Genomic DNA, 26,886 nt, shown 5'->3' with positions numbered 1-26,886 from the left:
CTTCTGATTAACCTTGTTTTTGTTTATGTTTAGGGTTTTCACAAATAACCATTACTTTTCCACGTCTACGAATAACTTTACATTTTTCGCAGATTGGTTTAACTGACGGTCTTACTTTCATGTCTCGAACCTCCTTAAAGATTACGGAGTGCTATATTATTTAAAACGGTACGTAATACGACCACGATTTAAATCGTACGGAGATAATTCTACCGTAACTTTGTCTCCTGGTAAAATACGAATGAAGTTCATACGGATTTTACCAGAAACGTGAGCCAATACGACATGCCCATTCTCTAATTCTACTTTGAACATAGCATTTGGCAACGTTTCAAGAACGGTACCTTCGACTTCAATTACATCATCTTTAGCCATTCAATAGTTCTCCCTTCTTCAAATCAGTAACATTTTACACTGCTCTGAAATCCCGGAGAGCCAGCTACTTATAAAGTGGTAAGGATTTCGTATCCTGCTTCTGTAAGAGCAATCGTGTGCTCAAAATGGGCACACCATTTACCATCTACCGTTACCACTGTCCAGTCATCAGATAGTGTTTTTATATATCGTCTTCCTTGATTCACCATCGGCTCGACACAGATGACCATTCCCGGCTTTAATCTAGGGCCTCTATTTGGTGGACCATAGTGCGGGATTTGAGGGTCCTCATGTAAGTCTTGCCCGATTCCGTGACCAACATACTCCCTAACGATCGAGAACCCATTCTCTTCAGCATGTGTTTGAACCGCATGCGAGATATTTGATAATCTTACGCCTGGTTTTACTTGTTCTAGACCAAGATACAACGATTTTTCTGTGACATCAAGTAGCTTTTGAACAGATTCAGAAATGTTTCCAACTGGATATGTCCATGCAGAATCTCCATGGTACCCATTGTATTTCGCACCAATATCGATACTGATGATATCGCCCTCTTCGAGCTTACGCTTCCCTGGAATCCCGTGTACAAGCTCTTCATTTACAGAAGCACAAATGCTCCCCGGAAATCCGTTGTATCCTTTAAAAGATGGCGTAGCACCATATTTTTGAATCGTCTTTTCCGCTATTTGATCGAGCTCTTTCGTTGTAATTCCTGGAGTAATATGTTGTTTCAACTCTTGATGAGTTAAAGCAACGATCCTGCCAGCTTCTCGCATGATTTCTATCTCGCGAGGAGTTTTGCAGATGATCATTACGCTAAGTCTCCGATGAGAACATCGATATCAGCAAATACTTTATTGATATCTTGCTCACCATTAATGCTTTGTAAGTAGCCAAGCTCCTCGTAGAAATCAAGCAAAGGTTTTGTTTGCTTAATATTTACATCTAAACGATTTGCTACAGTTTCTTCATTGTCATCAGAGCGTTGATATAATTCGCCACCACATTTATCGCACACATCAGCTTTTGCTGGCGGATTGAATTCTAAGTGGTAAGTCGCACCGCATTCTTTACAAATGCGACGGCCTGTAAGGCGTGTTAATAACAATCCTGAATCCACATTAATGTTTAAAACATAGTCGATTTTTTTGCCAAGATCTTTCATAATCTCTTCAAGAGCTGATGCTTGTGCAACAGTTCGTGGGAAACCATCTAATAAGAAGCCTTTAATACAGTCTTCTTGGCTTAAACGTTCACGAACAATTCCAATTGTAACTTCATCTGGAACAAGCGCACCTTTATCAATAAAAGATTTTGCTTGTAAACCAAGTTCAGTTTCAGCCTTCATAGCTGCACGGAACATATCTCCTGTTGAGATGTGAGGGATGTTATACTTGGCAACAATCTGTTCGGCTTGTGTACCTTTACCAGCACCAGGAAGCCCCATTAAAATCAAGTTCATCCTTGTTCCCCCTCAGTACATGAGCATGTAGGGAAGACAGTTCTTCCCACTTACTCACTGCTTGATAAACCCTTTGTAATGGCGTTTTACCAATTGGCTTTCTAGCTGCTTCATTGTTTCTAAAGCAACGCCGACAACGATTAACATACTCGTTCCACCAATCTGTGCAGATGGAGGAAGATTTCCCAATTTCGTAAAGATAACTGGTAAGATTGCAATCGCTGCTAGGAAAATTGATCCCACAAAGGTCAAACGATACAAGATTTTTGTTAGATATTGTTCTGTATTCTTACCCGGACGAATACCTGGAACATATCCACCTTGCTTGTTTAGATTCTCTGACATTTGCTCTGGATTAACCTGAACAAATGCATAGAAGTATGTGAAGGCTACAATGAGCGCAACATATATGATCATTCCCACTGGGTGAGAATAGTTAAAGTTTGCAATAATCCACTGCGATACATCATGTTTCGGGAAGAACTGTGCAATAGTTGGAGGCGTAATTAAGAATGAAACAGCAAAAATGACTGGAATAACACCCGCACTATTTACCTTAAGTGGTAAATGAGTGTTTTGTGCTCCAGCATGATTCCCATTCCCTCCTGTTACACGCTTCGCGTATTGAATTGGGATCTTTCTAACAGCCTGTTGAATGAAAATAACACCAACAATAACTGCTAGCACAGCTAGTAAAATCAATGCAACTTTAACGATACTCATGAACAATTGATCTCCGATATTTTGAAACTGTTGTTGATACACTTGAGATATAACACTTGGGATCGCTGCGGCAATACCACCAAAGATAAGAATGGAAATACCATTACCTACACCTTTAGATGTAATCTGTTCACCTAACCACATTAAAAATGCAGTACCAGCAGTCAGTACCGTAGCAATGTATAAATAAGTGCTCCAACCTGGATTCAAAATTAATTGCCCACCTACCATACCGTTAAAACCGATTGACATACCAAACCCCTGAATAAACGCAAGAACAATTGTAAAGTAACGCGTGAATTGCGTTAGTTTACGACGGCCCATTTCGCCTTGCTTCGACCATTCCGAAAATTTAGGAACAACATCCATCTGCAATAATTGCACGATGATGGATGCTGTAATATACGGCATGATTCCCATCGCGAAGATGGAGAAGTTCTTCAAGGCGCCACCGCCAAATGTATTTAGGATACCTAAGGCATTTAATTGATCTTGTGCTTTCAGTACGTCTCCATTTGTAAATGGCACTGGGATAAACGTGCCAATCCTGAATACGACTAACATCGCTAAAGTGAATAATATTTTACGTCTTATCTCAGCAACGCGCATAAAGTTGGAGATTGTACGAAACATTAGATCACCTCAACTGATCCGCCAGCTGCTTCAATTGCTTCTTTAGCACTTGAAGAGAACTTGTGCGCTTTAACAGTTAATTTTTTCTCTACTGCTCCGCTTGCAAGAATTTTAACACCGTCGTTTAACTTGCTGATAACGCCAGTTTCCAGCAATAATTCAGGTGTTACTTCTGTACCATCTTCAAAACGATTTAACGTTGATAAGTTTACAATAGTAAACTCTTTACGGTTAATGTTTGTGAAGCCGCGTTTTGGTAAACGACGGAATAGTGGAGTTTGACCACCTTCGAAGCCAAGACGAACACCGCCGCCAGAACGTGCGTTTTGTCCTTTATGACCTCTACCAGCAGTTTTACCGTTACCAGAACCGATACCACGACCGACACGGTTACGTACTTTACGAGAACCTTCTGCAGGTTTTAATTCATGAAGTTTCATTCCCAGGCACCTCCTTATATTAATGAGTTATCCTTAAGCTTCTTTTACAGTTATAAGGTGAGAAACTTTGTTGATCATACCAAGAATAGCAGGAGTTTCTTCCTTAACTACAGTTGAATTCAACTTTTTAAGACCTAAAGCTTCTACCGTCGCACGTTGATCTTGTGGACGACCAATTACACTACGAGTGAGGGTAATTTCTAACTTTTTCGCCATTTGTTTTCCCTCCTTAACCTAGTAGCTCTTCTACAGATTTACCGCGTAATTTTGCAACATCTTCAGCGCGCTTAAGTTCGCTTAATCCGTTCACAGTAGCGCGAATCATGTTGATTGGTGTGTTAGTACCAAGAGATTTCGAAAGAATATCTTGTACACCAGCTAATTCTAGTACCGCACGAACAGGTCCACCAGCAATAACACCAGTACCCTCAGCAGCAGGTTTTAAGAATACTTCACCAGCTCCAAAATGACCGTTGATTGTATGTGGAATTGTTGTACCAACTAATGGTACTGCGATTAGGTTTTTCTTAGCGTCTTCGATAGCTTTACGGATTGCGTCTGGTACCTCTTGTGCTTTACCAGTACCGAATCCAACATGACCGTTTTTATCGCCAACTACAACTAGTGCAGCAAAGCGGAAACGACGACCACCCTTAACAACTTTCGCGACACGATTTATCGTAACTACACGTTCTTCAAGTTCTAATTTACTTGGGTCAATGCGTTGCATCAATTTTCCCTCCTTTGACCATTAAAATTGTAATCCAGCCTCACGAGCAGCTTCAGCTAGAGCTTTAACACGGCCATGGTATAAGTAACCACCGCGATCAAATACTACTTCTTTAACGCCTTTCTCTACAGCACGCTTAGCAACTGATTCTCCAACTTTCGTAGCAGCTTCAGTATTGCTAGTACCGTTAAGAGCAAGGTCTTTATCAAGAGTAGATGCACTTACTAATGTTACACCATTTACATCATCAATAACTTGAGCGTAAATATGTTGGTTAGAACGGTACACGTTTAAACGTGGACGTTCTGCAGTACCAGTAAGTTTAGCACGTACACGTGCATGTCTTTTCTTACGAGTCGCATTTTTAGCAGCTTTAGTGATCATTCTTGTCACTCCTTTCTTTCACCTAACGGGTTTACTTAGCAGTTTTACCTTCTTTACGACGAACAACTTCGCCTTCGTAACGAATACCTTTACCTTTATATGGCTCAGGAGCACGTACAGCACGGATGTTAGCAGCAAATTCGCCAACACGTTGCTTGTCGATACCTTTAATTACGATTTTAGTTGGTACAGGTACTTCAACTTCAAGTCCTGCTTCTGGAGTCATTTCTACTGGATGAGAATAACCTACGCTTAAAACAAGTTTATCACCTTGTTTTTGAGCACGGTAACCAACACCGACTAATTCAAGTCCGCGTGCAAAACCTGTAGTTACACCTTCAACCATGTTTCCGATTAAAGCACGAGTTGTACCGTGTAATGCACGGTGTTCCTTCTGTTCAGATGGACGCTCAACTGTTAGTGTATTTTCTTCAATTTTGATAGACATATCAGTTTTGAAAGTACGAGTTAATTCACCTTTAGGGCCTTTTACTGTTACAGTATTGTCTTCTGCAACTGTAATAGTAACACCTGCAGGGATTTCAAGAATCTTTTTACCAATACGAGACATGTGGTCACACCTCCGTTCGTTTTAAATATATATTACCAAACGTATGCTACTACTTCTCCACCAGTTTGTAATTGACGAGCATCTTTGTCTGTCATTACTCCCTTAGATGTAGAAACAAGAGCGATACCTAATCCGTTAAGTACACGAGGTACTTCATCAGCTTTTGCGTAAACGCGTAAGCCAGGTTTACTGATACGCTTTAATCCAGTGATTACACGTTCATTGTTTGCACCATATTTCAGGAAAATACGAAGGATACCTTGTTTGTTATCCCCGATGTATTCTACATCACGAATGAAACCTTCACGCTTTAAAAGATCAGCGATCTCTTTTTTGATTTTAGAAGCAGGAACCTCTAATTTCTCATGACGTACCATATTCGCATTACGGATGCGAGTAAGCATGTCTGCAATTGGATCTGTCATCACCATGTGTTTTACCTCCTTCCCATTTGTGGGTTTTACCAACTAGCTTTTTTAACACCAGGAATTTGACCTTTATATGCAAGTTCACGGAAACAAATACGGCAAAGCTTAAATTTGCGGTATACAGAATGCGGACGACCGCAGCGTTCGCAACGTGTATACTCTTGTACTTTAAACTTAGGAGTACGCTTTTGTTTCGCGATCATAGATTTTTTAGCCACGTTTTCGCCTCCTCTACTTAGCGTTGGCTTCCATTATTTTTGGAATGGCATACCGAATTGTGTTAAAAGTTCACGAGCTTCTTCATCAGTTTTCGCTGTAGTAACGATTACGATGTCCATACCTCGGACTTTACTTACTTTATCATAATCAATCTCAGGGAAAATTAGTTGCTCTTTAACACCTAATGTGTAGTTCCCACGACCATCAAATGATTTCTTAGAAACACCACGGAAATCACGTACACGTGGTAAAGAAACTGATACTAATTTGTCGAAGAACTCATACATTTGCTGACCGCGTAAAGTTACTTTCGCACCGATTGGCATACCTTCACGAAGACGGAAACCAGCGATTGATTTTTTAGCGCGAGTTACAACAGGTTTTTGACCTGCGATTTGAGTTAATTCTTCTACTGCATTGTCTAAAGCTTTTGAGTTAGATACCGCGTCACCAACACCAGTGTTGATTACGATCTTTTCGATTTTCGGTACTTCCATCACAGATTTATAGTTAAACTTGCTCATTAGAGCAGGAGTAATTTCCTTTTGGAACTTCTCTTTAAGGCGATTCAATGAAGTGACCTCCTTTCTTAAGAAAATTATTTATCTAATAATTCACCAGATTTTTTTGCAATACGCACTTTTTTACCATCTTCTACTTTGAAGCCTACGCGAGTAGGTTCGCCTGTTTTCGGATCTAATACCATAACATTAGAAACGTGAATAGGTGCTTCTTTCGTAATAATTCCACCTTGTGGATTTAATTGAGATGGCTTAGAGTGTTTTTTAACGATGTTAACACCCTCAACGATAACACGGTTTTGCTTTGGGAAAGCCACAAGGATAACACCTTGTTTTCCTTTGTCTTTACCAGTGATTACCTGAACTTTATCACCTTTTTTTACATGCATCTTAATTCTGCACCTCCTTAGCAAGGCAATACCTTAAATTATAGAACTTCTGGAGCTAAAGAAACGATCTTCATGAAGTTGCTATCACGTAATTCACGAGCTACTGGTCCGAAGATACGAGTACCACGTGGGCTCTTATCGTCTTTGATGATAACCGCTGCGTTTTCATCAAATTTAATGTAAGAACCGTCCGGACGACGAGCTCCGCTCTTCGTACGTACCACTACTGCCTTAACAACGTCACCTTTTTTAACAACGCCACCTGGTGTTGCTTGTTTTACCGTAGCAACGATAATATCACCAATATAAGCATATTTACGACCAGAGCCGCCTAATACTTTAATTGTTAAAAGTTCGCGGGCACCAGAGTTGTCAGCAACTTTCAAACGAGATTCTTGTTGGATCATGTTATGAAACCTCCCTTCGGACTAAAAATTCCGATTCGTCTATTTAGATAACAACCGCTTCTTCAACGATTTCAACTAAACGGAAACGCTTAGTAGCAGAAAGCGGGCGAGTTTCCATGATTTTAACGATATCGCCAAGTTTCGCTTGGTTTTGCTCATCATGGGCTTTATACTTTTTAGAATACTTAACACGTTTTCCGTATAAGGAATGAGTTTTGTAAGTTTCAACTAAAACTGTAATCGTTTTGTCCATTTTGTCAGAAACAACACGACCAGTATAAACTTTGCGTTGGTTACGTTCGCTCACTATGCAAACCTCCCCTCAATTTATCGATTAATTCCGATCTCTCTTTCACAAACTACAGTTTTCATACGAGCAATCGCTTTACGTACTTCACGGATGCGAGTTGGGTTCTCTAATTGTCCTGTAGCAAGTTGGAAGCGAAGATTAAACAACTCTTCCTTTAAAGCTTTAACTTTTGTTTCGATTTCGGCAGTGGTTAATTCACGAATATCATTAGTTTTCATTAGATTCACCACCATTTTCTTCACGTTTTACGAATTTACATTTCACAGGTAACTTGTGAGCTGCAAGACGTAATGCTTCGCGTGCTACCTCTTCAGATACACCCGCAATTTCAAACATAATTTTCCCAGGTTTTACTACTGCTACCCAGCCTTCTGGTGCCCCTTTACCGGAACCCATACGTACTTCTAGAGGTTTTGCAGTGTAAGGTTTAGAAGGGAAAATTTTAATCCATACTTTACCGCCACGTTTCATGTGACGAGTCATTGCACGACGAGCAGCTTCGATTTGACGGTTTGTAATCCATGAAGCAGCTAGTGCTTGTAAACCGAATTCACCAAAAGCGATTTCAGTTCCACCTTTTGCACGACCACGCATTTTACCACGATGCTCTCTACGATATTTTACGCGTTTAGGCATTAACATATTATTTTCCTCCTTCCTCAGAAGCTTTCTTTTTTGTAGGAAGGACTTCTCCACGGTAGATCCATACTTTTACGCCTAATTTACCGTATGTTGTATCAGCTTCAACTGCTGCATAGTCAATATCAGCGCGAAGTGTATGAAGTGGAACAGTTCCTTCACTGTAAGATTCTGCACGAGCGATATCAGCTCCGCCAAGACGACCAGAAACCTGTGTTTTAATACCTTTTGCTCCTGCACGCATAGCACGTTGAATAACTTGCTTTTGTGCACGACGGAATGATACACGGTTTTCTAATTGACGAGCAATGTTTTCGCCTACTAATTTAGCGTTAAGATCAGCTCTCTTAACTTCTAAAATGTTAATGTGTACACGCTTGCCTGTTAATTGGTTAAGAGCTTTACGAAGTGCTTCAACTTCAGTACCACCTTTACCAATTACCATACCAGGTTTTGCAGTGTGAATTGTAACATTTACACGATTTGCTGCACGTTCGATTTCTACTTTAGCAACAGCAGAATCTTTTAAGCGTACAGTAATGTACTCACGGATTTTGATGTCTTCATGTAATAACGTAGCATAATCTTTCTCAGCGAACCAACGAGATTCCCAGTCGCGGATAATACCGACACGAAGACCAATTGGATTAACCTTCTGACCCATCGATTATCCCTCCTTCTTTTCTGATACCACAACTGTGATGTGGCTTGTGCGTTTGTTAATTTGGCTTGCACGACCCATTGCACGTGGACGGAAACGTTTCAACGTTGGACCTTCGTCAACGAAGACTTTTTCAACAACTAGGTTGTTAATATCCATCTCATAATTGTGCTCTGCATTTGCGATTGCAGATTTTAAAACTTTTTCTACAACTGGAGAAGCAGTTTTTGGTGTGTGGTTAAGGATAGCAATCGCTTCACCCACTTGCTTACCTCGGATTAAGTCTACTACTAAACGAACCTTACGAGGAGCAATACGAACTGTTCTCACTACTGCTTTAGCTTGCATTGAAGTGCCTCCTCTCATTATCTTCTAGTTTTCTTATCGTCAGCAAGGTGACCTTTATACGTACGAGTTGGTGCGAATTCACCTAACTTATGGCCAACCATATCCTCAGTGATGTACACAGGTACGTGTTTACGACCATCATATACAGCAATTGTATGTCCGATGAACTGAGGGAAGATTGTTGAACGGCGAGACCAAGTTTTAACAACTTGTTTTTGCTCAGATGCAACTAATTTTTCCATTTTGTTCATTAAGTGATCATCGACAAATGGTCCTTTTTTTAAGCTACGAGCCATTTTGGTGCCTCCCTTCGTGATTGGCGTACGGTTCTTGAAGCGAACCGTACTACAATCCCATTATTTTTTACGACGACGAACGATAAATTTATCAGACGCTTTGTTTTTCTTACGAGTCTTGAATCCAAGAGTTGGTTTACCCCATGGAGACATTGGAGACTTACGTCCGATTGGAGAGCGACCTTCACCACCACCGTGTGGGTGATCAACCGGGTTCATTACAGAACCACGAACTGTTGGGCGCTTACCTAACCAGCGAGAGCGACCTGCTTTACCGATTTTGATAAGTTCGTGTTGTTCGTTACCAACTTGACCGATTGAAGCGCGACAAGCAGATAATACTAAACGTACTTCACCAGAAGTTAAACGTACAAGTACGTATTTTCCTTCTTTACCAAGTACTTGAGCAGATGTACCAGCAGAACGAACTAATTGTCCGCCACGACCAGGCTTAAGCTCGATGTTATGAACAACAGTACCTACTGGAATGTTGATTAATGGTAATGCGTTACCGATTTTAATGTCAGATTCAGGACCAGACATAACTTCCATACCTACTTCTAAAGTTTTAGGAGCAAGAATGTAACGTTTTTCACCGTCAACGTAATTAATTAATGCGATATTCGCAGAGCGGTTTGGATCATATTCGATCGTAGCAACGCGTCCTGGAATTCCATCTTTGTTACGCTTAAAGTCGATGATACGGTATTGACGCTTATGTCCGCCACCTTGATGACGTACAGTAATTTTACCTTGGTTATTACGACCAGCCTTTTTGCTTAAAGGAGCAAGTAAAGACTTTTCCGGTCTGTCGGTCGTGATTTCAGCGAAATCATTCGTAGTCATGTTACGACGACCGTTAGTAGTTGGATTATACTTTTTAATTCCCATCTCAATTTCCCTCCTTCTTTAGTAAGAATTAAACGCCTTGGAAGATTTCGATTTCTTTGCTGTCAGCAGTTAGCTTAACGATTGCTTTACGACGACGGCTAGTAAAACCAGCGTGACGACCAACACGTTTTGCTTTCGGCTTGTAGTTCATGATATTTACTTTGTCTACATTAACACCAAAGATCGCTTCTATAGCGTCTTTAACCTCTGTTTTATTAGATTTAACGTCCACGTCGAACGTGTATTTTTTTTCAGCCATCATTTCCATAGAACGTTCAGTGATAACTGGGCGCTTAATGATATCACGAGGATCTCTCATTATGCAAGCACCTCCTCTACTTTTTCCACTGCCGCTTTTGTCATGATTAGCTTATCATGATGAAGCACATCTAGCACGTTTACGCCATCAGCAGTGATTACTGTTACTCCAGGGATATTGCGAGCAGATAACTCTACAGATTCGTTTGCATCAGCAGTTACGATAAGAGCTTTCTTCTCAACAGTTAATCCTTTAAGTACTGCTACCATGTCTTTTGTTTTTGGTGCATTTAACACTAGGTCCTCAAGAACTACAATGTTGTTCTCAACTACTTTAGTAGCTAATGCAGATTTGATTGCTAAACGACGAACTTTCTTAGGAAGTTTGTACGCATAGCTTCTTGGTGTAGGTCCGAATACCGTACCACCACCACGCCATTGAGGAGAGCGGATAGAACCTTGACGAGCACGTCCAGTTCCTTTTTGACGCCATGGTTTACGACCACCACCGCGAACTTCAGAGCGAGTTTTTACTTTGTGTGTACCTTGACGTAAAGATGCACGTTGCATCATTACAGCTTCAAATAGTACAGCTTCATTTGGTTCGATACCGAAAATAGCTTCAGCTAATTCGATTTCACCAACCTGTGAACCAGTTTGGTTATATACAGTAACTTTTGGCATTGGAATTCCTCCTTCCTATTGTGAATTATTTGCTAACCTTCACAGCGCCTTGAACAACTACAAGAGATTTCTTAGCACCTGGAACGTTACCTTTTACTAGTAATAAGTTGCGCTCAGTGTCAACTTGAACGATTTCTAAGTTTTGGATAGTAACTTGGTCTCCACCCATACGTCCAGCAAGTTTTTTGCCTTTGAATACACGGTTCGGAGCAACTGGCCCCATTGAACCTGGACGACGGTGATAGCGAGAACCATGAGACATAGGTCCGCGAGATTGTCCGTGGCGTTTAATAACACCTTGGAAACCTTTACCTTTAGAAATTCCTGTTACGTCAACGATTTCACCTGCAGCGAAAACTTCAACTTTTACCTCTTGACCAACCTCTAATCCGTCCACGTCTGCATCGCGGATTTCGCGAATGAAGCGCTTAGGAGTTGTAGATGCTTTAGCAGTGTGGCCTTGTTCAGGTTTGTTAGTTAACTTTTCACGTTTATCTTCAAATCCTAACTGAATTGCGTTGTAGCCATCAGTTTCAGTTGTTTTCTTTTGAAGAACAACGTTTGGATTAGCAGCGATTACCGTTACTGGGATTAACTCACCGTTCTCAGCAAATACTTGAGTCATACCGATCTTTCTTCCTAAGATTCCTTTGGTCATGAGTTACACCTCCTACATTTTTAAGTTATATGAATTATAATTTGATTTCGATATCTACACCAGATGGTAGATCTAAACGCATTAATGAATCTACTGTTTGCGGAGTAGGACTCACGATGTCGATTAGACGTTTGTGCGTGCGCATTTCGAATTGTTCACGAGAATCTTTGTACTTATGAACAGCACGAAGAATTGTGTAAATAGTCTTCTCAGTTGGTAATGGGATCGGACCAGAAACTGTTGCCCCAGAACGCTTAGCTGTTTCTACAATTTTCTCAGCTGATTGATCAAGAATACGGTGATCATAAGCTTTTAAACGGATACGAATTTTTTCTTTTGCCATTATTTTCCCTCCTTCGTTCGCCTATTTCTAAAATAGACCTTCTCCATGGAAATTTCCCCACACCATGCCATGGCAAAGCGGCCGGGTGTGTCAGCAACCTTCCACTTCATCGCAGTCAAAGACCAACATTGTCTATTATACAATGTTATTCGTCTAGATGCAAGCATCTTTTTGTTCACATCTGCTTTTCTCTACTTTTGCTATTATACATGGCACTTTAAAGAATATCAAGTTTTCATCTACTCTTATTCACCTTACAGTTTTTGGGTGTTGTTTTCGTTTTATATACTATAGAAGAAACTCATCCAAAAATAGAAAACGCATCTCTTTCTTCTATAGTAATAAGCAATAAAAAAAACTCAAGGGAGAATCCCTTGAGTTTTTAATAATCTAATTAAAGACTACTCAGCAACGATTGTAGCAACTACACCGTAACCTACTGTACGTCCACCTTCACGAATAGAGAATTTAGTTCCCTCTTCGATAGCGATTGGAGCGATAAGTTCGATAGTCATTTCGATGTTGTCACCAGGCATTACCATTTCAGTACCTTCTGGCAATTGGATGATACCAGTTACGTCAGTTGTACGGAAGTAGAACTGTGGACGGTAGTTAGCGAAGAATGGAGTGTGACGTCCACCTTCTTCTTTAGATAATACGAAAACCTCAGCTTTGAATTTAGCGTGTGCTTTTACAGAGCCAGTTTTAGCAAGAACTTGTCCACGTTGGATGTCTTCACGAGCAACCCCACGAAGTAGAGCACCGATGTTGTCTCCAGCTTGAGCTTGGTCAAGAAGCTTACGGAACATTTCTACACCAGTTACAGTTGTAGTAGCATTCTCTTCAGCAAGACCGATGATTTCTACTACGTCACCAACTTTAACGATTCCACGCTCAACACGACCAGTTGCAACTGTACCACGACCTGTGATAGAGAATACATCCTCGATAGGCATTAAGAATGGTTTGTCAGTTTCACGTTCTGGAGTTGGGATGTAAGCATCAACTTCAGTCATTAATTCGATGATTTTTTCTTCCCACTCAGCTTCTCCTTGAAGAGCTTTAAGAGCAGAACCTTTAATTACAGGAATATCGTCGCCTGGGAATCCGTATTCAGATAATAGGTCGCGAACTTCCATTTCTACTAATTCTAATAATTCTTCGTCATCTACCATGTCGCATTTGTTTAAGAATACAACGATGTAAGGAACACCTACTTGACGAGAAAGAAGGATGTGCTCACGTGTTTGAGGCATTGGACCATCAGCAGCAGATACTACTAAGATACCGCCGTCCATTTGAGCAGCACCAGTGATCATGTTTTTAACATAGTCAGCATGACCTGGGCAGTCAACGTGTGCATAGTGACGAGTTTCAGTTTCGTACTCAACGTGTGCAGTTGAGATTGTGATTCCGCGCTCTCTTTCTTCTGGAGCAGCGTCGATTTGATCGTATCCGCGTGCTTCAGCACCACCAGCTTTTGCAAGAACTGTAGTGATCGCAGCAGTTAATGTAGTTTTACCATGGTCAACGTGGCCGATTGTACCGATGTTAACATGGGGTTTAGAACGTTCGAATTTAGCTTTAGCCATTCTAAATTCCTCCTTAGTTTATATAGGTTATTTTATATTTAGACTAGAAAGTGAAACTTGCGTCTCACTTTCTAAGCTTACATAAGTAGTTATACTTGAACAATCGATAAAAATCAATTATTCACCTTTATTTTTTTTAATAATTTCTTCAGAAACAGACTTCGGTACTTCTTCATAATGATCAAATGTCATTGAGAATGTTCCGCGTCCTTGAGTGTTAGAACGTAATGCTGTTGCATAACCGAACATTTCAGAAAGTGGAACCATAGCGCGAACAACTTGTGCGTTACCGCGAGCTTCCATACCTTCTACACGTCCACGACGAGATGTTACGTCGCCCATAATGTCACCCATGTACTCTTCAGGAATTACAACTTCAACTTTCATCATTGGCTCAAGAATTACTGGGCTACATTTAGAAACCGCAGCTTTAAGCGCCATAGATGCAGCGATTTTGAACGCCATCTCAGATGAATCGACATCATGGTAAGATCCGTCAACTAACGCAGCTTTAATATCAACTAGTGGATAACCAGCTAGTACACCATTTTTAAGTGCGTCTTCAAGACCCGCTCCAACAGCTGGGATGTATTCACGTGGAACTACACCACCGACAACCTTGTTTTGGAATTCGAATCCTTTACCTTCTTCATTAGGTTCAAACTCAATCCAAACGTGACCGAATTGTCCACGACCACCAGATTGACGAGCGAACTTACCTTCAACTTTCGCAGCAGCGCGGAAAGTCTCACGGTATGCTACCTGAGGAGCACCAACGTTTGCTTCCACTTTGAATTCACGGCGCATACGGTCAACAATGATATCAAGGTGAAGTTCACCCATACCAGCGATGATTGTTTGGCCAGTTTCTTGGTCAGTGTGAGCACGGAATGTTGGATCTTCTTCAGAAAGCTTAGATAATGCTGTACCCATTTTATCTTGGTCAGCTTTAGATTTTGGTTCGATAGCTACAGAGATAACTGGTTCTGGGAATTCCATAGACTCAAGGATAACAAGACTCTTCTCATCACAAAGAGTATCACCAGTAGTAGTATCTTTTAAACCTACAGCAGCAGCGATATCACCAGCGTAAACTGTTGAAATCTCTTCACGGCTGTTAGCGTGCATTTGTAGGATACGACCTACACGCTCACGCTTACCTTTAGTTGAGTTTTTCACGTATGATCCAGAGTTTAACACACCAGAGTACACACGGAAGAACGTTAACTTACCAACATAAGGGTCAGTCATGATTTTGAATGCTAGAGCTGCGAATGGTTCTTCATCGCTAGACTTACGCTCGATAGCTTCCTCCGTATCCGGAAGAGTACCTTTAATAGCGGGTACATCTAATGGAGATGGTAGGTAGTCAATAACTGCGTCTAACAGAATTTGAACACCTTTATTTTTGAATGCAGAACCACAGATTACTGGGAAGAATTCAACAGAAGTTGTAGCCTTACGGATACCCGCTTTAAGCTCTTCTACAGTGATTTCTTCACCTTCTAGGTACTTCATCATCATTTCTTCATCAAGCTCAGCTACCGCTTCAATAAGTTTTCCACGGTATTCTTCAGCTAATTCTTTGTGCTCTTTAGGAATTTCAACACGCTCGATGTCTGTTCCTAAATCGTTACTGTACATGTAAGCACACTCTTCAACAAGGTCAATAATACCATTGAACTCGTCTTCAGCACCGATTGGTAACTGAATTGGATGTGCGTTTGCTTGTAAACGATCGTGGATTGTTCCTACAGAGTATAAGAAATCTGCACCAATCTTATCCATTTTGTTAACGAATACGATACGAGGTACACCATAAGTAGTAGCCTGACGCCAAACAGTTTCTGTTTGTGGTTCTACACCAGATTGTGCATCAAGTACTGCTACTGCGCCATCAAGTACGCGTAAAGAACGTTCTACTTCTACTGTGAAATCTACGTGTCCTGGAGTGTCAATGATATTTACACGGTGACCTTTCCATTGTGCTGTAGTTGCAGCAGAAGTAATTGTGATACCACGTTCTTGCTCTTGCTCCATCCAGTCCATCTGAGATGCACCTTCATGAGTTTCACCGATTTTATGAATACGTCCTGTGTAATACAGAATACGCTCAGTTGCTGTTGTTTTACCAGCATCGATGTGAGCCATGATACCAATATTACGAGTGTTTTCTAAAGAGAACTCTCTAGTCATTTGGTGTCTTGCTCCTTCCATATATGGATTGGATTATTTTATTTTAAGTAGCAAAAAAGCCACTTTATATTGTTACATATGCCAGTGTCCAGTACCCTCATTATGTAAAACGAGCGCCCAACGAAAGGGAGAGGCATTCTCCCTCTCCACACTTCCATAAGCGACAAATAAAGCGGTTTATGCTTACATTTATTTTACGTTGAATCCTACCAACGGTAATGAGCAAATGCTTTGTTAGCTTCTGCCATTTTATGAGTATCTTCACGTTTCTTAACAGCTGCACCAGCGTTGTTAGATGCATCTAAGATTTCGTAAGCTAGACGCTCTTCCATAGTTTTTTCACCACGAAGACGAGCATAGTTTACTAACCAGCGAAGACCTAAAGTTGTACGGCGTTCTGGACGAACCTCAACTGGAACTTGGTAGTTAGCACCACCAACACGACGAGCGCGTACTTCAAGAACAGGCATGATGTTCTTAAGAGCTTGCTCGAATACTTCCATTGGTTCTTTATCTGAACGTTCACGAACGATCTCGAAAGCGTTATAAAGAATTGTTTGAGATTTACCTTTTTTACCGTCAACCATCATTTTGTTGATTAGGCGTGTTACAAGCTTAGAATTGTACATTGGATCTGGTAACACGTCACGTTTCGCAACAGGTCCTTTACGAGGCATATTGAGTTCCTCCTTTCATTATAAATTTATTATTTTTTAGCAGGTTTTGGTCGCTTAGTACCATATTTAGAACGTCCTTGCATACGTTTGTCAACACCAGCTGTATCAAGCGCACCACGAACGATGTGGTAACGTACCCCTGGTAAATCCTTTACTCGACCACCGCGAATTAATACTACGCTATGCTCTTGTAGGTTATGACCGATACCTGGGATGTAAGCTGTAACTTCAATACCATTTGTTAAACGTACACGAGCGTATTTACGTAACGCTGAGTTAGGTTTCTTCGGAGTCATTGTACCAACACGAGTACACACACCACGTTTTTGAGGTGCAGAGATATCAGTTGATTTTTTCTTTAAAGAATTAAAACCTTTGTTTAACGCAGGTGATTTAGACTTCCATACTTTATCAGTACGACCATTTCTCACTAATTGGTTAATAGTAGGCATTTGATTATCCTCCCTTCGCATGTTTGTATGACCACATATCCAGGTGGTTCATTATTAGTTGAAAACAAAGTTTTTGCAAGGAAGAGCAAATGCTCTCTCCTCACAAAAACAGTTTTAACTTATTATTCCTATTGCTGAAGCTCCCACTTGAATCCCCGAAACTTTTCCAAGCTTACGAACTGATTCAACTTTGGTTATGGGTATGTTATGTTGCAAGGCAGTACGAATGATAACATGGGTTAACCGCACATCAGCATCTTCCGCAATAACAACTTCTTTAACTATACCATTTTTGATTGCTTCCAATGTTCGTTTATGACCAACGACTACATTTTCAGCATTTGACACTTTTTGATAAGACATTTAAATATCCTCCAAAGCATCGTTCAGGAGCAACCTTGATTATAGTAACATTTTGTCTCATACAATGTCAACTAGGATCAGCTGTTTTTATACAAAATTTACGACGGAAAATTTTACTGTTCCACATAAACTTCATCGTTTTCTACATTCATGTTATCTTGTGTTGTTTTTACAAGATCCACTTTGCGATAACGATTCATACCTGTTCCAGCAGGAACAAGCTTACCGATAATAACATTCTCTTTCAATCCTAGAAGCTCATCGCGTTTACCCTTAATTGCTGCATCTGTTAGAACACGAGTTGTTTCTTGGAATGACGCCGCAGATAAGAACGAATCTGTCTCAAGTGAAGCTTTTGTAATACCAAGTAGAACCGGTCTAGCCGTTGCTGGTTGTTTACCTTTCAGTAACACCTTCGCATTCGCATCAGTAAACTGATGGATATCTAGTAATGTTCCTGGTAATACATCTGTTTCACCCGCATCACTTACACGAACTTTACGTAGCATTTGACGTACCATTACTTCTACGTGTTTGTCACCAATTTCTACCCCTTGCATACGGTATACTTTTTGAACTTCACGTAATAAGTATTCTTGAACTGCTGTAATGTCCGTTACTTTTAGTAATTCCTTCGGATCAATAGAACCTTCTGTTAACTCTTTACCGTGGCTAATTGGCTGTCCTAGAGTTACTTTCAGACGAGCACCGTAAGGAATAGCATACGTACGAGCTTCAACTTCACCCTGTACAACTACTTCTTGGCGATCTTTAACATCGTTGATCGCTGCGATAACACCGTCAATTTCACTGATAACTGCCTGACCCTTCGGATTACGAGCTTCGAAGATCTCTTGGATACGAGGTAAACCTTGTGTGATATCATCCCCGGCAACCCCACCTGTATGGAACGTACGCATCGTTAACTGTGTACCTGGCTCACCGATAGATTGAGCTGCGATAATACCTACCGCTTCTCCTACTTCTACGTCTGTACCAGTTGCTAAGTTACGACCGTAACACTTCTTACATACACCATGGCGAGTATTACACGTAAACGCTGAACGAATGTTTACAGTTTCAACACCCGACTTTTCAACGATATGAGCAATATCTTCAGTAATTAATTGATTTTCAACAACTAATACTTCACCTGTTTCAGGATGTTTTACAGTTTTTCTTGCAAAACGTCCAACAAGACGATCATATAGTGACTCAATAACTTCATTACCCTCTTTAATCGCACCAATTAGTAAACCGCGATCTGTTCCACAATCATCTTGACGAACAATTACATCTTGTGCAACGTCTACAAGACGACGTGTTAAGTAACCAGAATCGGCAGTTTTAAGTGCTGTATCGGCAAGACCTTTACGCGCACCATGCGTAGAGATGAAGTACTCAAGTACTGTTAAACCTTCACGGAAACTCGATTTGATCGGAAGCTCAATGATACGACCAGATGGATTGGCCATCAGACCACGCATACCAGCAAGCTGAGTAAAGTTCGATGCGTTACCACGGGCACCGGAATCACTCATCATGAAGATTGGGTTGCGTTTATTCAAGGATTTCATCAGCTTTCCTTGGATAACATCTTTTGCATTACTCCAAATAGAGATAACGCGATCGTAACGTTCTTCTTCCGTGATTAAACCGCGACGGAATTGTTTAATTACATTATCTACTTTTGCTTGTGCTTCATGGAGAATTTCATCTTTTTCACCTAATACAAGAATATCTGATACCCCAACTGTAATACCAGCTTTTGTAGAGTATTTAAATCCTAAGTTTTTCATACGGTCAAGCATGCGAGACGTTTCTGTAATTTGGAAACGTTTGAATACTTCCGCAATAATATTACCAAGGATTTTCTTGCTAAATGGTGCCACTTCTTCGCGACTAGCAATAATTTCTTTAATGTTCGCACCTTTTTCAACGAAATATTCCGCTGGTGTTTCTTTTTCAAGGTTTGAGTTTGTTGGTTCATTAATATACGGGAACGACTCTGGTAAGATTTCGTTAAATATTAATTTACCAACTGTTGTTAATAGAAGCTTACTCTTTTGCTCTTCAGTAAACGTTACATTATTTACCGAACTCGCAGCAACTGCAACACGTGTGTGCAGATGTACATATCCATTTTGGTATGCAAGTATTGCTTCGTTTGCATCTTTGAAGACCATACCTTCACCGATTGCACCCTCGCGCTCAAGTGTTAAGTAATAGTTACCTAATACCATATCCTGAGATGGAGTAACAACTGGTTTTCCGTCTTTTGGATTCAAGATGTTTTGTGCCGCTAACATAAGGATACGAGCTTCTGCTTGTGCCTCTGATGATAACGGAACGTGAACCGCCATTTGGTCACCGTCAAAGTCCGCGTTGTATGCAGTACATACAAGTGGGTGAAGACGGATTGCACGACCTTCTACTAGTGTAGGTTCAAACGCCTGGATACCAAGACGGTGAAGTGTTGGTGCGCGGTTTAGAAGTACTGGATGCTCTTTGATCACAGATTCTAAAACGTCCCAAACTTCAGGGTGTACACGCTCGATTTTACGTTTAGCACTCTTAATGTTGTGTGCTAATCCTTTTCCAACTAACTCTTTCATAACGAAAGGTTTAAACAATTCAAGTGCCATTTCTTTCGGCAATCCACATTGGTACATCTTTAAGTTCGGTCCTACAACGATTACAGAACGGCCAGAGTAGTCAACACGTTTACCTAATAAGTTTTGACGGAAACGTCCTTGTTTACCTTTAAGCATGTGAGATAGTGATTTTAATGGACGGTTACCTGGTCCAGTAACTGGACGGCCACGGCGACCATTATCGATTAATGCGTCTACAGCTTCTTGTAACATACGTTTTTCGTTTTGAACGATAATGCTTGGTGCACCTAAGTCCAATAGACGTTTTAAACGGTTGTTACGGTTAATTACACGACGATATAAGTCGTTTAAGTCAGAAGTAGCAAAACGTCCACCATCTAACTGTACCATTGGGCGTAGTTCTGGTGGGATAACTGGAAGAACCTCTAAGATCATCCAAGATGGGTGATTTCCAGAGTTACGGAATGCTTCTAATACTTCTAGACGTTTAATAGCACGAGTACGGCGTTGTCCTTGTGCTGTTTTTAATTCTTCTTTTAAGAAGTCTACTTCTTTATCTAAATCGATGTCTTGCAGTAATTTTTTAATCGCTTCTGCACCCATAGCAGCATGGAATGTACTGCCATATCGATCACGATATGCACGGTATTCTTTTTCAGAAAGTAATTGCTTCTTATCAAGTGGTGTATCTCCACTTTCTGTTACAACATAAGAAGCGAAATAAATTACTTCTTCAAGCGCGCGAGGGGACATGTCTAAGACAAGTCCCATGCGGCTCGGGATACCTTTGAAATACCAAATATGAGATACAGGAGCAGCTAATTCGATATGACCCATACGTTCACGACGAACTTTTGCACGCGTTACTTCAACGCCACATCGATCACAAACTACACCTTTATAACGTACACGTTTATATTTCCCGCAATGACATTCCCAGTCCTTTTGTGGTCCGAAAATACGCTCACAGAACAAGCCATCTTTTTCAGGCTTTAACGTACGATAGTTAATTGTTTCTGGTTTCTTAACTTCACCGTATGACCAAGAACGAATCTTGTCAGGTGAAGCAAGTCCAATCTTCATATATTCAAAGTTATTTACATCTATCAAGGGGCCTACCTCCCTTTTAGTCTACAGGTTATCCCAATTATTCCTTAGTTGTCTCAACTTCAACATTCAATTTATCTGCTGATTGATGATCATCGTCATCTTCCGTATCACGCATTTCAATTTCTGTATCGTTGATAGACATCATTTTAACGTCCATACCTAAACTTTGCAGTTCTTTAATCAATACTTTGAATGATTCAGGAACGCCTGGTTCTGGAACATTTTCACCTTTAACAATTGCTTCATACGTCTTAACACGTCCAATAACATCATCAGACTTCACTGTTAAGATTTCTTGAAGAGTATAAGCAGCACCATAAGCTTCAAGTGCCCAAACCTCCATCTCACCGAAACGCTGTCCACCGAACTGAGCTTTACCTCCAAGAGGTTGCTGCGTTACAAGTGAGTATGGTCCAGTAGAACGAGCATGAAGTTTATCGTCAACCATGTGCGCAAGTTTGATCATATACATGACACCAACAGATACACGGTTATCGAATGGCTCACCAGTACGTCCGTCATACAGGATTGTTTTCGCGTCATTTGCCATACCAGCTTCTTCAATTGTGCCCCATACATCTTCCTCACGAGCACCATCGAATACCGGTGTTGCAATGTGAATACCAAGGTATCTTGCTGCCATACCAAGATGAAGCTCTAATACCTGACCGATATTCATACGAGATGGTACCCCTAATGGGTTTAACATGATATCGATTGGCGTACCATCTGGTAAGTAAGGCATATCTTCTTCCGGTAAAATACGGGAGATAACACCTTTGTTACCATGACGACCGGCCATTTTGTCACCTTCAGAAATTTTACGCTTTTGAACGATATATGCACGTACAAGTTGATTCACGCCTGGTGGCAATTCATCGCCATCTTCACGGTTAAACACTTTTACGTCTAAGATAATACCGCCACCACCGTGTGGTACACGTAGTGATGTATCACGTACTTCACGTGCTTTTTCACCGAAGATTGCATGTAATAGACGTTCTTCTGCCGTTAATTCTGTTACACCTTTTGGCGTTACTTTACCAACAAGTAGATCTCCATCTTTTACTTCAGCACCGACGCGAATAATACCGCGCTCGTCAAGATTACGAAGTGCATCTTCTCCAACATTCGGGATATCACGTGTAATTTCTTCTGGTCCAAGCTTCGTATCACGAGCTTCTGATTCATATTCTTCAATATGGATAGAAGTGTACACATCATCTTTTACAAGGCGCTCACTCATGATGATCGCATCCTCATAGTTATAACCGTCCCATGTCATAAAGCCAACAAGCACGTTACGTCCAAGCGCCAGTTCACCTAGTTCCATAGAAGGACCATCCGCAAGGATTTCACCTTTTACAACTTGGTCTCCAACACTTACGATTGGACGTTGGTTGTAGCAAGTTCCTTGGTTAGAACGAATGAATTTTTGCATTTTGTAGCGATCTAAGTCGCCTTTTACTGTTTGACCGTCAACGTCTACATAGCGACGTACCCAAACTTCACGTGCTTCTACGCGCTCAACAACACCAGGCTGTTTACAGATTACTGCAGCACCTGAGTCTTTTGCTGATACGTACTCCATACCTGTACCTACAATCGGAGATTCCGGATTTATTAACGGAACCGCCTGACGTTGCATGTTCGCTCCCATAAGTGCGCGGTTAGAGTCATCGTTTTCTAAGAACGGAATACAAGCTGTCGCTGCCGACACTACTTGTTTTGGAGATACATCCATGTAGTCGATGCGTTCTTTATTTGTGACAATGTTTTCACCACGGAAACGAGCTACGATATCTTCATCAAGGAATTCCCCTACTTCAGATAATTTCATATTCGCTTGGGCTACAACATAGTTATCTTCTTCATCTGCTGTTAAATAATCAACCTGCCCTGTTACAAGACCAGTTTCTGGGTCAACACGACGGTATGGCGTTTCAATGAAACCAAACTCATTTACTTTCGCAAACGAAGATAATGAGTTAATCAAACCGATGTTTGGTCCCTCTGGCGTTTCAATTGGACACATACGACCATAGTGAGAGTAGTGAACGTCACGTACTTCAAAGCCTGCGCGCTCACGCGTTAAACCACCGGGTCCTAATGCAGATAGTCTTCGTTTGTGAGTTAACTCTGCTAATGGGTTTGTTTGATCCATGAACTGAGATAACTGAGAACTTCCGAAGAACTCTTTAATAGATGCAATAACCGGGCGAATGTTAATTAACGCTTGTGGTGTAATTGCATTTGTATCTTGAATCGACATTCTCTCACGAACAACACGTTCCATACGAGAAAGACCGATACGGAATTGGTTTTGTAGTAACTCTCCTACAGAACGCAGACGACGATTTCCTAAGTGGTCAATATCATCTGTATCCCCTACTTTATATAGCAAGTTAAAGAAGTAGCTAATAGAAGCAAGAATATCACCTGGTGTGATGTGTTTTATATCACGAGTAATATTTGCATTCCCAATTACGTTTATAGATCGTTCGCCTTCTGATTCTGGAGCATAAATCTTAATAGATTGCAGCTCAACATCGCCTGCTACCACTCCACCCATTGGTTTCGCTGTTTTGAATCCAATGTTTTTCTCTAAGTAAGGTAGAATGCGATCCAGTGTACGACGATCTAAGACTGTTCCTTCTGCCGCTAAAATTTCACCAGTTTCTGGATCCACCAGTGTTTCAGCTAAACGTTGGTTAAACAATCTGTTTTTAATGTGTAGCTTTTTGTTGATCTTATAGCGACCTACATTTGCTAAATCGTAGCGCTTCGGATCAAAGAAACGAGACACAAGTAAGCTCTTTGCATTTTCTACTGTTGGTGGTTCACCAGGGCGTAGACGCTCATAAATTTCAAGCAATGCTTTCTCTGTGCTATCTGTGTTGTCTTTTTCTAACGTATTGCTTAAGTATTCGTTATCACCTAAAAGCTCGGTGATTTCTTGATCAGAGCCAAACCCTAATGCGCGTAACAAAACAGTTACAGGAAGTTTACGCGTACGGTCAATACGCACATATACAACATCCTTAGCATCTGTTTCATACTCTAACCAAGCTCCGCGGTTTGGAATTACAGTAGCAGTAAAACCACGTTTTCCGTTTTTATCCACTTTGCCACTATAGTATACGCTTGGAGAGCGAACTAACTGGGAAACGATAACACGTTCTGCACCGTTAATTACGAATGTTCCAGTCTCTGTCATGAGTGGGAAATCTCCCATGAACACATCTTGTTCTTTTACTTCACCAGTTTCCTTGTTGATTAGACGCACTTTTACACGAAGTGGTGCTGCATACGTCACATCACGCTCTTTGCATTCTTCTACAGAGTATTTAGGTTCACCCAAGCTGTAGTCGATAAATTCAAGCGATAGATTTCCCGTAAAGTCTTCGATCGGAGAAATGTCTTGGAACATTTCTCGCAAACCCTCATCAAGAAACCACTGATAAGAAGAGGTTTGAATTTCGATAAGATTTGGTAACTCTAATACTTCACTAATACGGGCATAACTTCTTCGTTGGCGGTGGCGTCCGTATTGAACTAGTTGACCTGTCAACTGCTTCACCCCTCAAATCATGAGTATTATAAATGCACAAAAAAATTTGTGCAAAATCACAAATAAATACAACTACTGCTATTAGCGTAGTTTTTTTCTCTTAAAGATAGATACGTTGAGTCTTTCTACCTGCTCAAAAAAGAAAAATGGCTTCTATAAGAAAACCATCATTCTGTTTCATAATCTGCTGATTTTACTATCTTTTCCAAGAGAAGCAAAAATATACATCTTTCTCAACGCAGAAAATCATATATTGGCATTGTATAATGTTAACATAGCCAAAAATAACCGTCAACGCTTTTTTGATTTTATGATATAATATCCTTTTTTCTTTTCTACAACTTCAACTTCAGAAAATACTTCTTCTAGTTTTTTCATCGCAGATGGCGCACCTTGTTTCTTTTGAATAACAATCCACAATTCTCCACCTGAAACTAAATACTCCACAGCCTTTTCTAAAATCTCATGCACGATATCTTTACCAGCACGAATTGGAGGATTAGATAGAATAACAGCATACTTGCCATCTACATTTTCATAGACACTACTTTGCAAAATACGTATATTTTCAATTCTGTTATTAGCGGCATTTTCTTTTGCAAGTCCCAAGGCCCTTTCATTCACATCCACCATGTGAATTTCACGATCTTGAAACTCTTTCGCTAACGACAAACCGATTGGACCGTACCCACATCCTACGTCTAACACATTACCTTTAACATCTGGCATTTGAAACGCTTCAATTAAAAGACGAGAACCAAAGTCCACTTCGTTTTTCGAGAACACCCCATGGTCAGATAAAAAAGTAAATCGAGATTCACGAAGTGTAACTTCCCATCGTTTACGATCACTTTTACTAGAAGGGTCGTTAGAAAAATAATGGTCTGCCATATGGCCACCTCTTTTCTTTACAGTTAAAAAAAAAGCTCGCATAAGAGCGAGCTTTTTTAAAGCACCAAAAGTTAATTACTTAACTTCTACAGCAGCGCCAACTTCTTCAAGTTTAGCTTTCATTTCTTCAGCTTCCTCTTTAGTAACGCCTTCTTTGATTGCTTTTGGAGTGTTGTCAACTAATTCTTTAGCTTCTTTTAAGCCAAGACCAGTGATTTCACGTACAGCTTTGATAACTTTGATTTTTTGAGCGCCAGCACTTGCAAGTACTACGTCAAATTCAGTTTGCTCAGCAGCAGCTTCACCAGCGCCACCAGCTACAGCTACAGGAGCAGCAGCAGTTACGCCGAATTCTTCCTCGATAGCTTTTACTAAGTCGTTAAGTTCTAATACAGTCATAGATTTAACTGCTTCAATGATTTGTTCTTTAGTCATTGTAAATATCCTCCCTTAAATAGGTTTGTATTGTTTTATAGATAACAAGTAATTATCTTTTAAAAAATTAAGCGCCTTGCTCTTCCTTTTGATCTGCAACTGCTTTAGTAGCAAGTGCAAGGTTACGGATTGGAGCTTGAAGAACGCTAAGAAGCATAGAAAGTAAGCCTTCACGTGATGGAAGAGTAGCGATAGCTTTAACCTCATCAAGTGTTACAAGTTTACCTTCGATTACGCCCGCTTTAATTTCTAAAGCTTCATGATTTTTAGCGAAGTCGTTTAATACTTTCGCAGGAGCAACTACATCCTCGTTACTGAACGCGATTGCGTTTGGTCCTGTTAAGAATTCGTTTAACTCAGCCATTTCAGCAGACTCTGCAGCACGACGAGTTAAAGAGTTTTTGTAAACTTTGAACTCAACGCCAGCTTCACGTAAGTTTTTACGTAATTCTGTTGCTTCAGAAACTGTTAAACCACGGTAGTCAACAACAATTGTAGATTTACTCGCGCGAAGTTTTTCAGCGATTTCAGTTACAACTTGTTGTTTAGTTTCGATTACTTTGCTCATGTTATTACACCTCCTGTAGATTATATAGAAGATGTACCGAAAG

At 40.6% G+C, this 26,886-nt stretch carries 36 protein-coding genes and 1 other annotated feature (1 of these 37 running past the window's edge); all 36 genes read right to left on the bottom strand.

Annotated elements, in window-relative coordinates; translation table 11 throughout:
* Positions 1-7: 7 nt before the first annotated feature.
* The 36 genes from rpmJ to rplJ all read right to left on the bottom strand — a co-directional run bounded on the left by rpmJ (position 8) and on the right by rplJ (position 26,843).
* The gene (gene rpmJ, locus QCI77_RS00790; RefSeq protein ID WP_000868344.1) at positions 8-121 is read right to left on the bottom strand and encodes a 50S ribosomal protein L36; all 114 of its coding nucleotides are present in this window, start codon (positions 119-121) and stop codon (positions 8-10) included.
* Between the two features lie 35 nt (positions 122-156).
* A complete protein-coding gene (infA, locus tag QCI77_RS00785; protein ID WP_001029884.1) occupies positions 157-375 on the bottom strand; it encodes a translation initiation factor IF-1 in 219 nt (72 codons plus the stop codon).
* A gap of 68 nt (positions 376-443) precedes the next feature.
* Entirely contained in the window at positions 444-1,190 is a 747-nt protein-coding gene (map, locus tag QCI77_RS00780; protein WP_353824400.1) for a type I methionyl aminopeptidase, read from the bottom strand.
* Positions 1,190-1,840, bottom strand: a complete 651-nt coding sequence (locus tag QCI77_RS00775) for an adenylate kinase (protein WP_113770694.1) — start codon at positions 1,838-1,840, stop codon at positions 1,190-1,192. Before QCI77_RS00775 ends, map begins: the two co-directional genes overlap by 1 nt.
* Before the next feature lie 54 nt (positions 1,841-1,894).
* The gene (secY, locus tag QCI77_RS00770; RefSeq protein ID WP_002091534.1) at positions 1,895-3,196 is read right to left on the bottom strand and encodes a preprotein translocase subunit SecY; all 1,302 of its coding nucleotides are present in this window, start codon (positions 3,194-3,196) and stop codon (positions 1,895-1,897) included.
* Positions 3,196-3,636 (bottom strand): 50S ribosomal protein L15, encoded by a 441-nt coding sequence (gene rplO / locus QCI77_RS00765; protein WP_002009754.1) that lies wholly within the window; start codon positions 3,634-3,636, stop codon positions 3,196-3,198. Before rplO ends, secY begins: the two co-directional genes overlap by 1 nt.
* A 33-nt stretch (positions 3,637-3,669) precedes the next feature.
* Positions 3,670-3,852, bottom strand: a complete 183-nt coding sequence (rpmD, locus tag QCI77_RS00760) for a 50S ribosomal protein L30 (RefSeq protein WP_001085231.1) — start codon at positions 3,850-3,852, stop codon at positions 3,670-3,672.
* A 13-nt stretch (positions 3,853-3,865) separates the two neighbouring features.
* Positions 3,866-4,366, bottom strand: coding sequence for a 30S ribosomal protein S5 (rpsE, locus tag QCI77_RS00755; protein ID WP_002063426.1), 501 nt, complete (start codon positions 4,364-4,366; stop codon positions 3,866-3,868).
* 21 nt (positions 4,367-4,387) lie between these two features.
* Complete coding sequence (gene rplR, locus QCI77_RS00750) at positions 4,388-4,750, bottom strand: 50S ribosomal protein L18 (RefSeq protein ID WP_002009761.1); 363 nt, start codon at positions 4,748-4,750, stop codon at positions 4,388-4,390.
* Between the two features lie 31 nt (positions 4,751-4,781).
* Positions 4,782-5,321, bottom strand: a complete 540-nt coding sequence (gene rplF, locus QCI77_RS00745; RefSeq protein WP_002063425.1) for a 50S ribosomal protein L6 — start codon at positions 5,319-5,321, stop codon at positions 4,782-4,784.
* A 32-nt stretch (positions 5,322-5,353) separates the two neighbouring features.
* Positions 5,354-5,752, bottom strand: coding sequence for a 30S ribosomal protein S8 (gene rpsH / locus QCI77_RS00740; protein WP_002091529.1), 399 nt, complete (start codon positions 5,750-5,752; stop codon positions 5,354-5,356).
* Between the two features lie 29 nt (positions 5,753-5,781).
* The gene (gene rpsN, locus QCI77_RS00735; RefSeq protein ID WP_001085700.1) at positions 5,782-5,967 is read right to left on the bottom strand and encodes a 30S ribosomal protein S14; all 186 of its coding nucleotides are present in this window, start codon (positions 5,965-5,967) and stop codon (positions 5,782-5,784) included.
* Between the two features lie 33 nt (positions 5,968-6,000).
* Positions 6,001-6,540, bottom strand: a complete 540-nt coding sequence (rplE, locus tag QCI77_RS00730; protein ID WP_002091528.1) for a 50S ribosomal protein L5 — start codon at positions 6,538-6,540, stop codon at positions 6,001-6,003.
* Between the two features lie 26 nt (positions 6,541-6,566).
* A complete protein-coding gene (rplX, locus tag QCI77_RS00725) occupies positions 6,567-6,878 on the bottom strand; it encodes a 50S ribosomal protein L24 (protein ID WP_000558201.1) in 312 nt (103 codons plus the stop codon).
* A 38-nt stretch (positions 6,879-6,916) separates the two neighbouring features.
* Positions 6,917-7,285 (bottom strand): 50S ribosomal protein L14, encoded by a 369-nt coding sequence (gene rplN / locus QCI77_RS00720; RefSeq protein ID WP_002063420.1) that lies wholly within the window; start codon positions 7,283-7,285, stop codon positions 6,917-6,919.
* Between the two features lie 43 nt (positions 7,286-7,328).
* Positions 7,329-7,592, bottom strand: a complete 264-nt coding sequence (rpsQ, locus tag QCI77_RS00715; RefSeq protein WP_002091526.1) for a 30S ribosomal protein S17 — start codon at positions 7,590-7,592, stop codon at positions 7,329-7,331.
* 20 nt (positions 7,593-7,612) lie between these two features.
* Complete coding sequence (rpmC, locus tag QCI77_RS00710) at positions 7,613-7,813, bottom strand: 50S ribosomal protein L29 (RefSeq protein WP_002091523.1); 201 nt, start codon at positions 7,811-7,813, stop codon at positions 7,613-7,615.
* A complete protein-coding gene (rplP, locus tag QCI77_RS00705) occupies positions 7,803-8,237 on the bottom strand; it encodes a 50S ribosomal protein L16 (RefSeq protein WP_002063419.1) in 435 nt (144 codons plus the stop codon). Before rplP ends, rpmC begins: the two co-directional genes overlap by 11 nt.
* Before the next feature lies 1 nt (position 8,238).
* Positions 8,239-8,898 (bottom strand): 30S ribosomal protein S3, encoded by a 660-nt coding sequence (gene rpsC, locus QCI77_RS00700; RefSeq protein WP_002009771.1) that lies wholly within the window; start codon positions 8,896-8,898, stop codon positions 8,239-8,241.
* A gap of 3 nt (positions 8,899-8,901) precedes the next feature.
* Entirely contained in the window at positions 8,902-9,243 is a 342-nt protein-coding gene (gene rplV / locus QCI77_RS00695) for a 50S ribosomal protein L22 (RefSeq protein WP_002009773.1), read from the bottom strand.
* Between the two features lie 17 nt (positions 9,244-9,260).
* Positions 9,261-9,539 (bottom strand): 30S ribosomal protein S19, encoded by a 279-nt coding sequence (rpsS, locus tag QCI77_RS00690; protein WP_000124452.1) that lies wholly within the window; start codon positions 9,537-9,539, stop codon positions 9,261-9,263.
* A gap of 60 nt (positions 9,540-9,599) precedes the next feature.
* Positions 9,600-10,430: a 50S ribosomal protein L2 gene (gene rplB, locus QCI77_RS00685; protein ID WP_002063418.1), complete on the bottom strand. Its 831-nt coding sequence runs from the start codon at positions 10,428-10,430 to the stop codon at positions 9,600-9,602.
* Between the two features lie 28 nt (positions 10,431-10,458).
* Positions 10,459-10,749 (bottom strand): 50S ribosomal protein L23, encoded by a 291-nt coding sequence (gene rplW, locus QCI77_RS00680; RefSeq protein ID WP_001205557.1) that lies wholly within the window; start codon positions 10,747-10,749, stop codon positions 10,459-10,461.
* Positions 10,749-11,372 (bottom strand): 50S ribosomal protein L4, encoded by a 624-nt coding sequence (rplD, locus tag QCI77_RS00675; protein WP_001127261.1) that lies wholly within the window; start codon positions 11,370-11,372, stop codon positions 10,749-10,751. Before rplD ends, rplW begins: the two co-directional genes overlap by 1 nt.
* Positions 11,373-11,397: 25 nt before the next feature.
* Positions 11,398-12,030: a 50S ribosomal protein L3 gene (rplC, locus tag QCI77_RS00670; protein WP_000160209.1), complete on the bottom strand. Its 633-nt coding sequence runs from the start codon at positions 12,028-12,030 to the stop codon at positions 11,398-11,400.
* 34 nt (positions 12,031-12,064) lie between these two features.
* Positions 12,065-12,373 carry a 30S ribosomal protein S10 gene (gene rpsJ / locus QCI77_RS00665; RefSeq protein ID WP_001040595.1) on the bottom strand — a complete coding sequence of 103 codons (309 nt, stop codon included), beginning with the start codon at positions 12,371-12,373 and terminating at the stop codon, positions 12,065-12,067.
* A gap of 401 nt (positions 12,374-12,774) precedes the next feature.
* Complete coding sequence (tuf, locus tag QCI77_RS00660) at positions 12,775-13,965, bottom strand: elongation factor Tu (RefSeq protein WP_002009778.1); 1,191 nt, start codon at positions 13,963-13,965, stop codon at positions 12,775-12,777.
* Positions 13,966-14,082: 117 nt separating this feature from the next.
* On the bottom strand, positions 14,083-16,161 hold the full coding sequence (fusA, locus tag QCI77_RS00655) for an elongation factor G (RefSeq protein WP_113770693.1): 2,079 nt from the start codon (positions 16,159-16,161) through the stop codon (positions 14,083-14,085).
* A gap of 206 nt (positions 16,162-16,367) precedes the next feature.
* The gene (gene rpsG, locus QCI77_RS00650; protein WP_002063416.1) at positions 16,368-16,838 is read right to left on the bottom strand and encodes a 30S ribosomal protein S7; all 471 of its coding nucleotides are present in this window, start codon (positions 16,836-16,838) and stop codon (positions 16,368-16,370) included.
* Positions 16,839-16,867: 29 nt separating this feature from the next.
* Positions 16,868-17,290: a 30S ribosomal protein S12 gene (gene rpsL / locus QCI77_RS00645; protein WP_001142341.1), complete on the bottom strand. Its 423-nt coding sequence runs from the start codon at positions 17,288-17,290 to the stop codon at positions 16,868-16,870.
* 114 nt (positions 17,291-17,404) lie between these two features.
* Positions 17,405-17,653, bottom strand: coding sequence for a 50S ribosomal protein L7ae-like protein (locus QCI77_RS00640; protein WP_000121833.1), 249 nt, complete (start codon positions 17,651-17,653; stop codon positions 17,405-17,407).
* Positions 17,654-17,766: 113 nt separating this feature from the next.
* Entirely contained in the window at positions 17,767-21,378 is a 3,612-nt protein-coding gene (rpoC, locus tag QCI77_RS00635) for a DNA-directed RNA polymerase subunit beta' (RefSeq protein ID WP_002009783.1), read from the bottom strand.
* Between the two features lie 37 nt (positions 21,379-21,415).
* Positions 21,416-24,949, bottom strand: coding sequence for a DNA-directed RNA polymerase subunit beta (gene rpoB / locus QCI77_RS00630; RefSeq protein WP_002113316.1), 3,534 nt, complete (start codon positions 24,947-24,949; stop codon positions 21,416-21,418).
* 291 nt (positions 24,950-25,240) lie between these two features.
* Positions 25,241-25,840: a class I SAM-dependent methyltransferase gene (locus tag QCI77_RS00625; RefSeq protein WP_113770692.1), complete on the bottom strand. Its 600-nt coding sequence runs from the start codon at positions 25,838-25,840 to the stop codon at positions 25,241-25,243.
* 75 nt (positions 25,841-25,915) lie between these two features.
* Positions 25,916-26,275, bottom strand: a complete 360-nt coding sequence (gene rplL / locus QCI77_RS00620; RefSeq protein ID WP_002009788.1) for a 50S ribosomal protein L7/L12 — start codon at positions 26,273-26,275, stop codon at positions 25,916-25,918.
* Positions 26,276-26,342: 67 nt separating this feature from the next.
* Positions 26,343-26,843 carry a 50S ribosomal protein L10 gene (gene rplJ, locus QCI77_RS00615; protein WP_002009790.1) on the bottom strand — a complete coding sequence of 167 codons (501 nt, stop codon included), beginning with the start codon at positions 26,841-26,843 and terminating at the stop codon, positions 26,343-26,345.
* Positions 26,844-26,882: 39 nt separating this feature from the next.
* Positions 26,883-26,886: a sequence feature (ribosomal protein L10 leader region), on the bottom strand; it runs 142 nt beyond the window's last position.

Origin of the sequence: Bacillus cereus group sp. MG9, from assembly GCF_040459995.1 — a bacterium.
GTDB classification, from domain to species: Bacteria; Bacillota; Bacilli; order Bacillales; family Bacillaceae_G; genus Bacillus_A; species Bacillus_A mycoides.
Note: the sequence above shows the minus strand (reverse complement) of the source record. Positions and strands in the feature narration are given on the sequence as shown.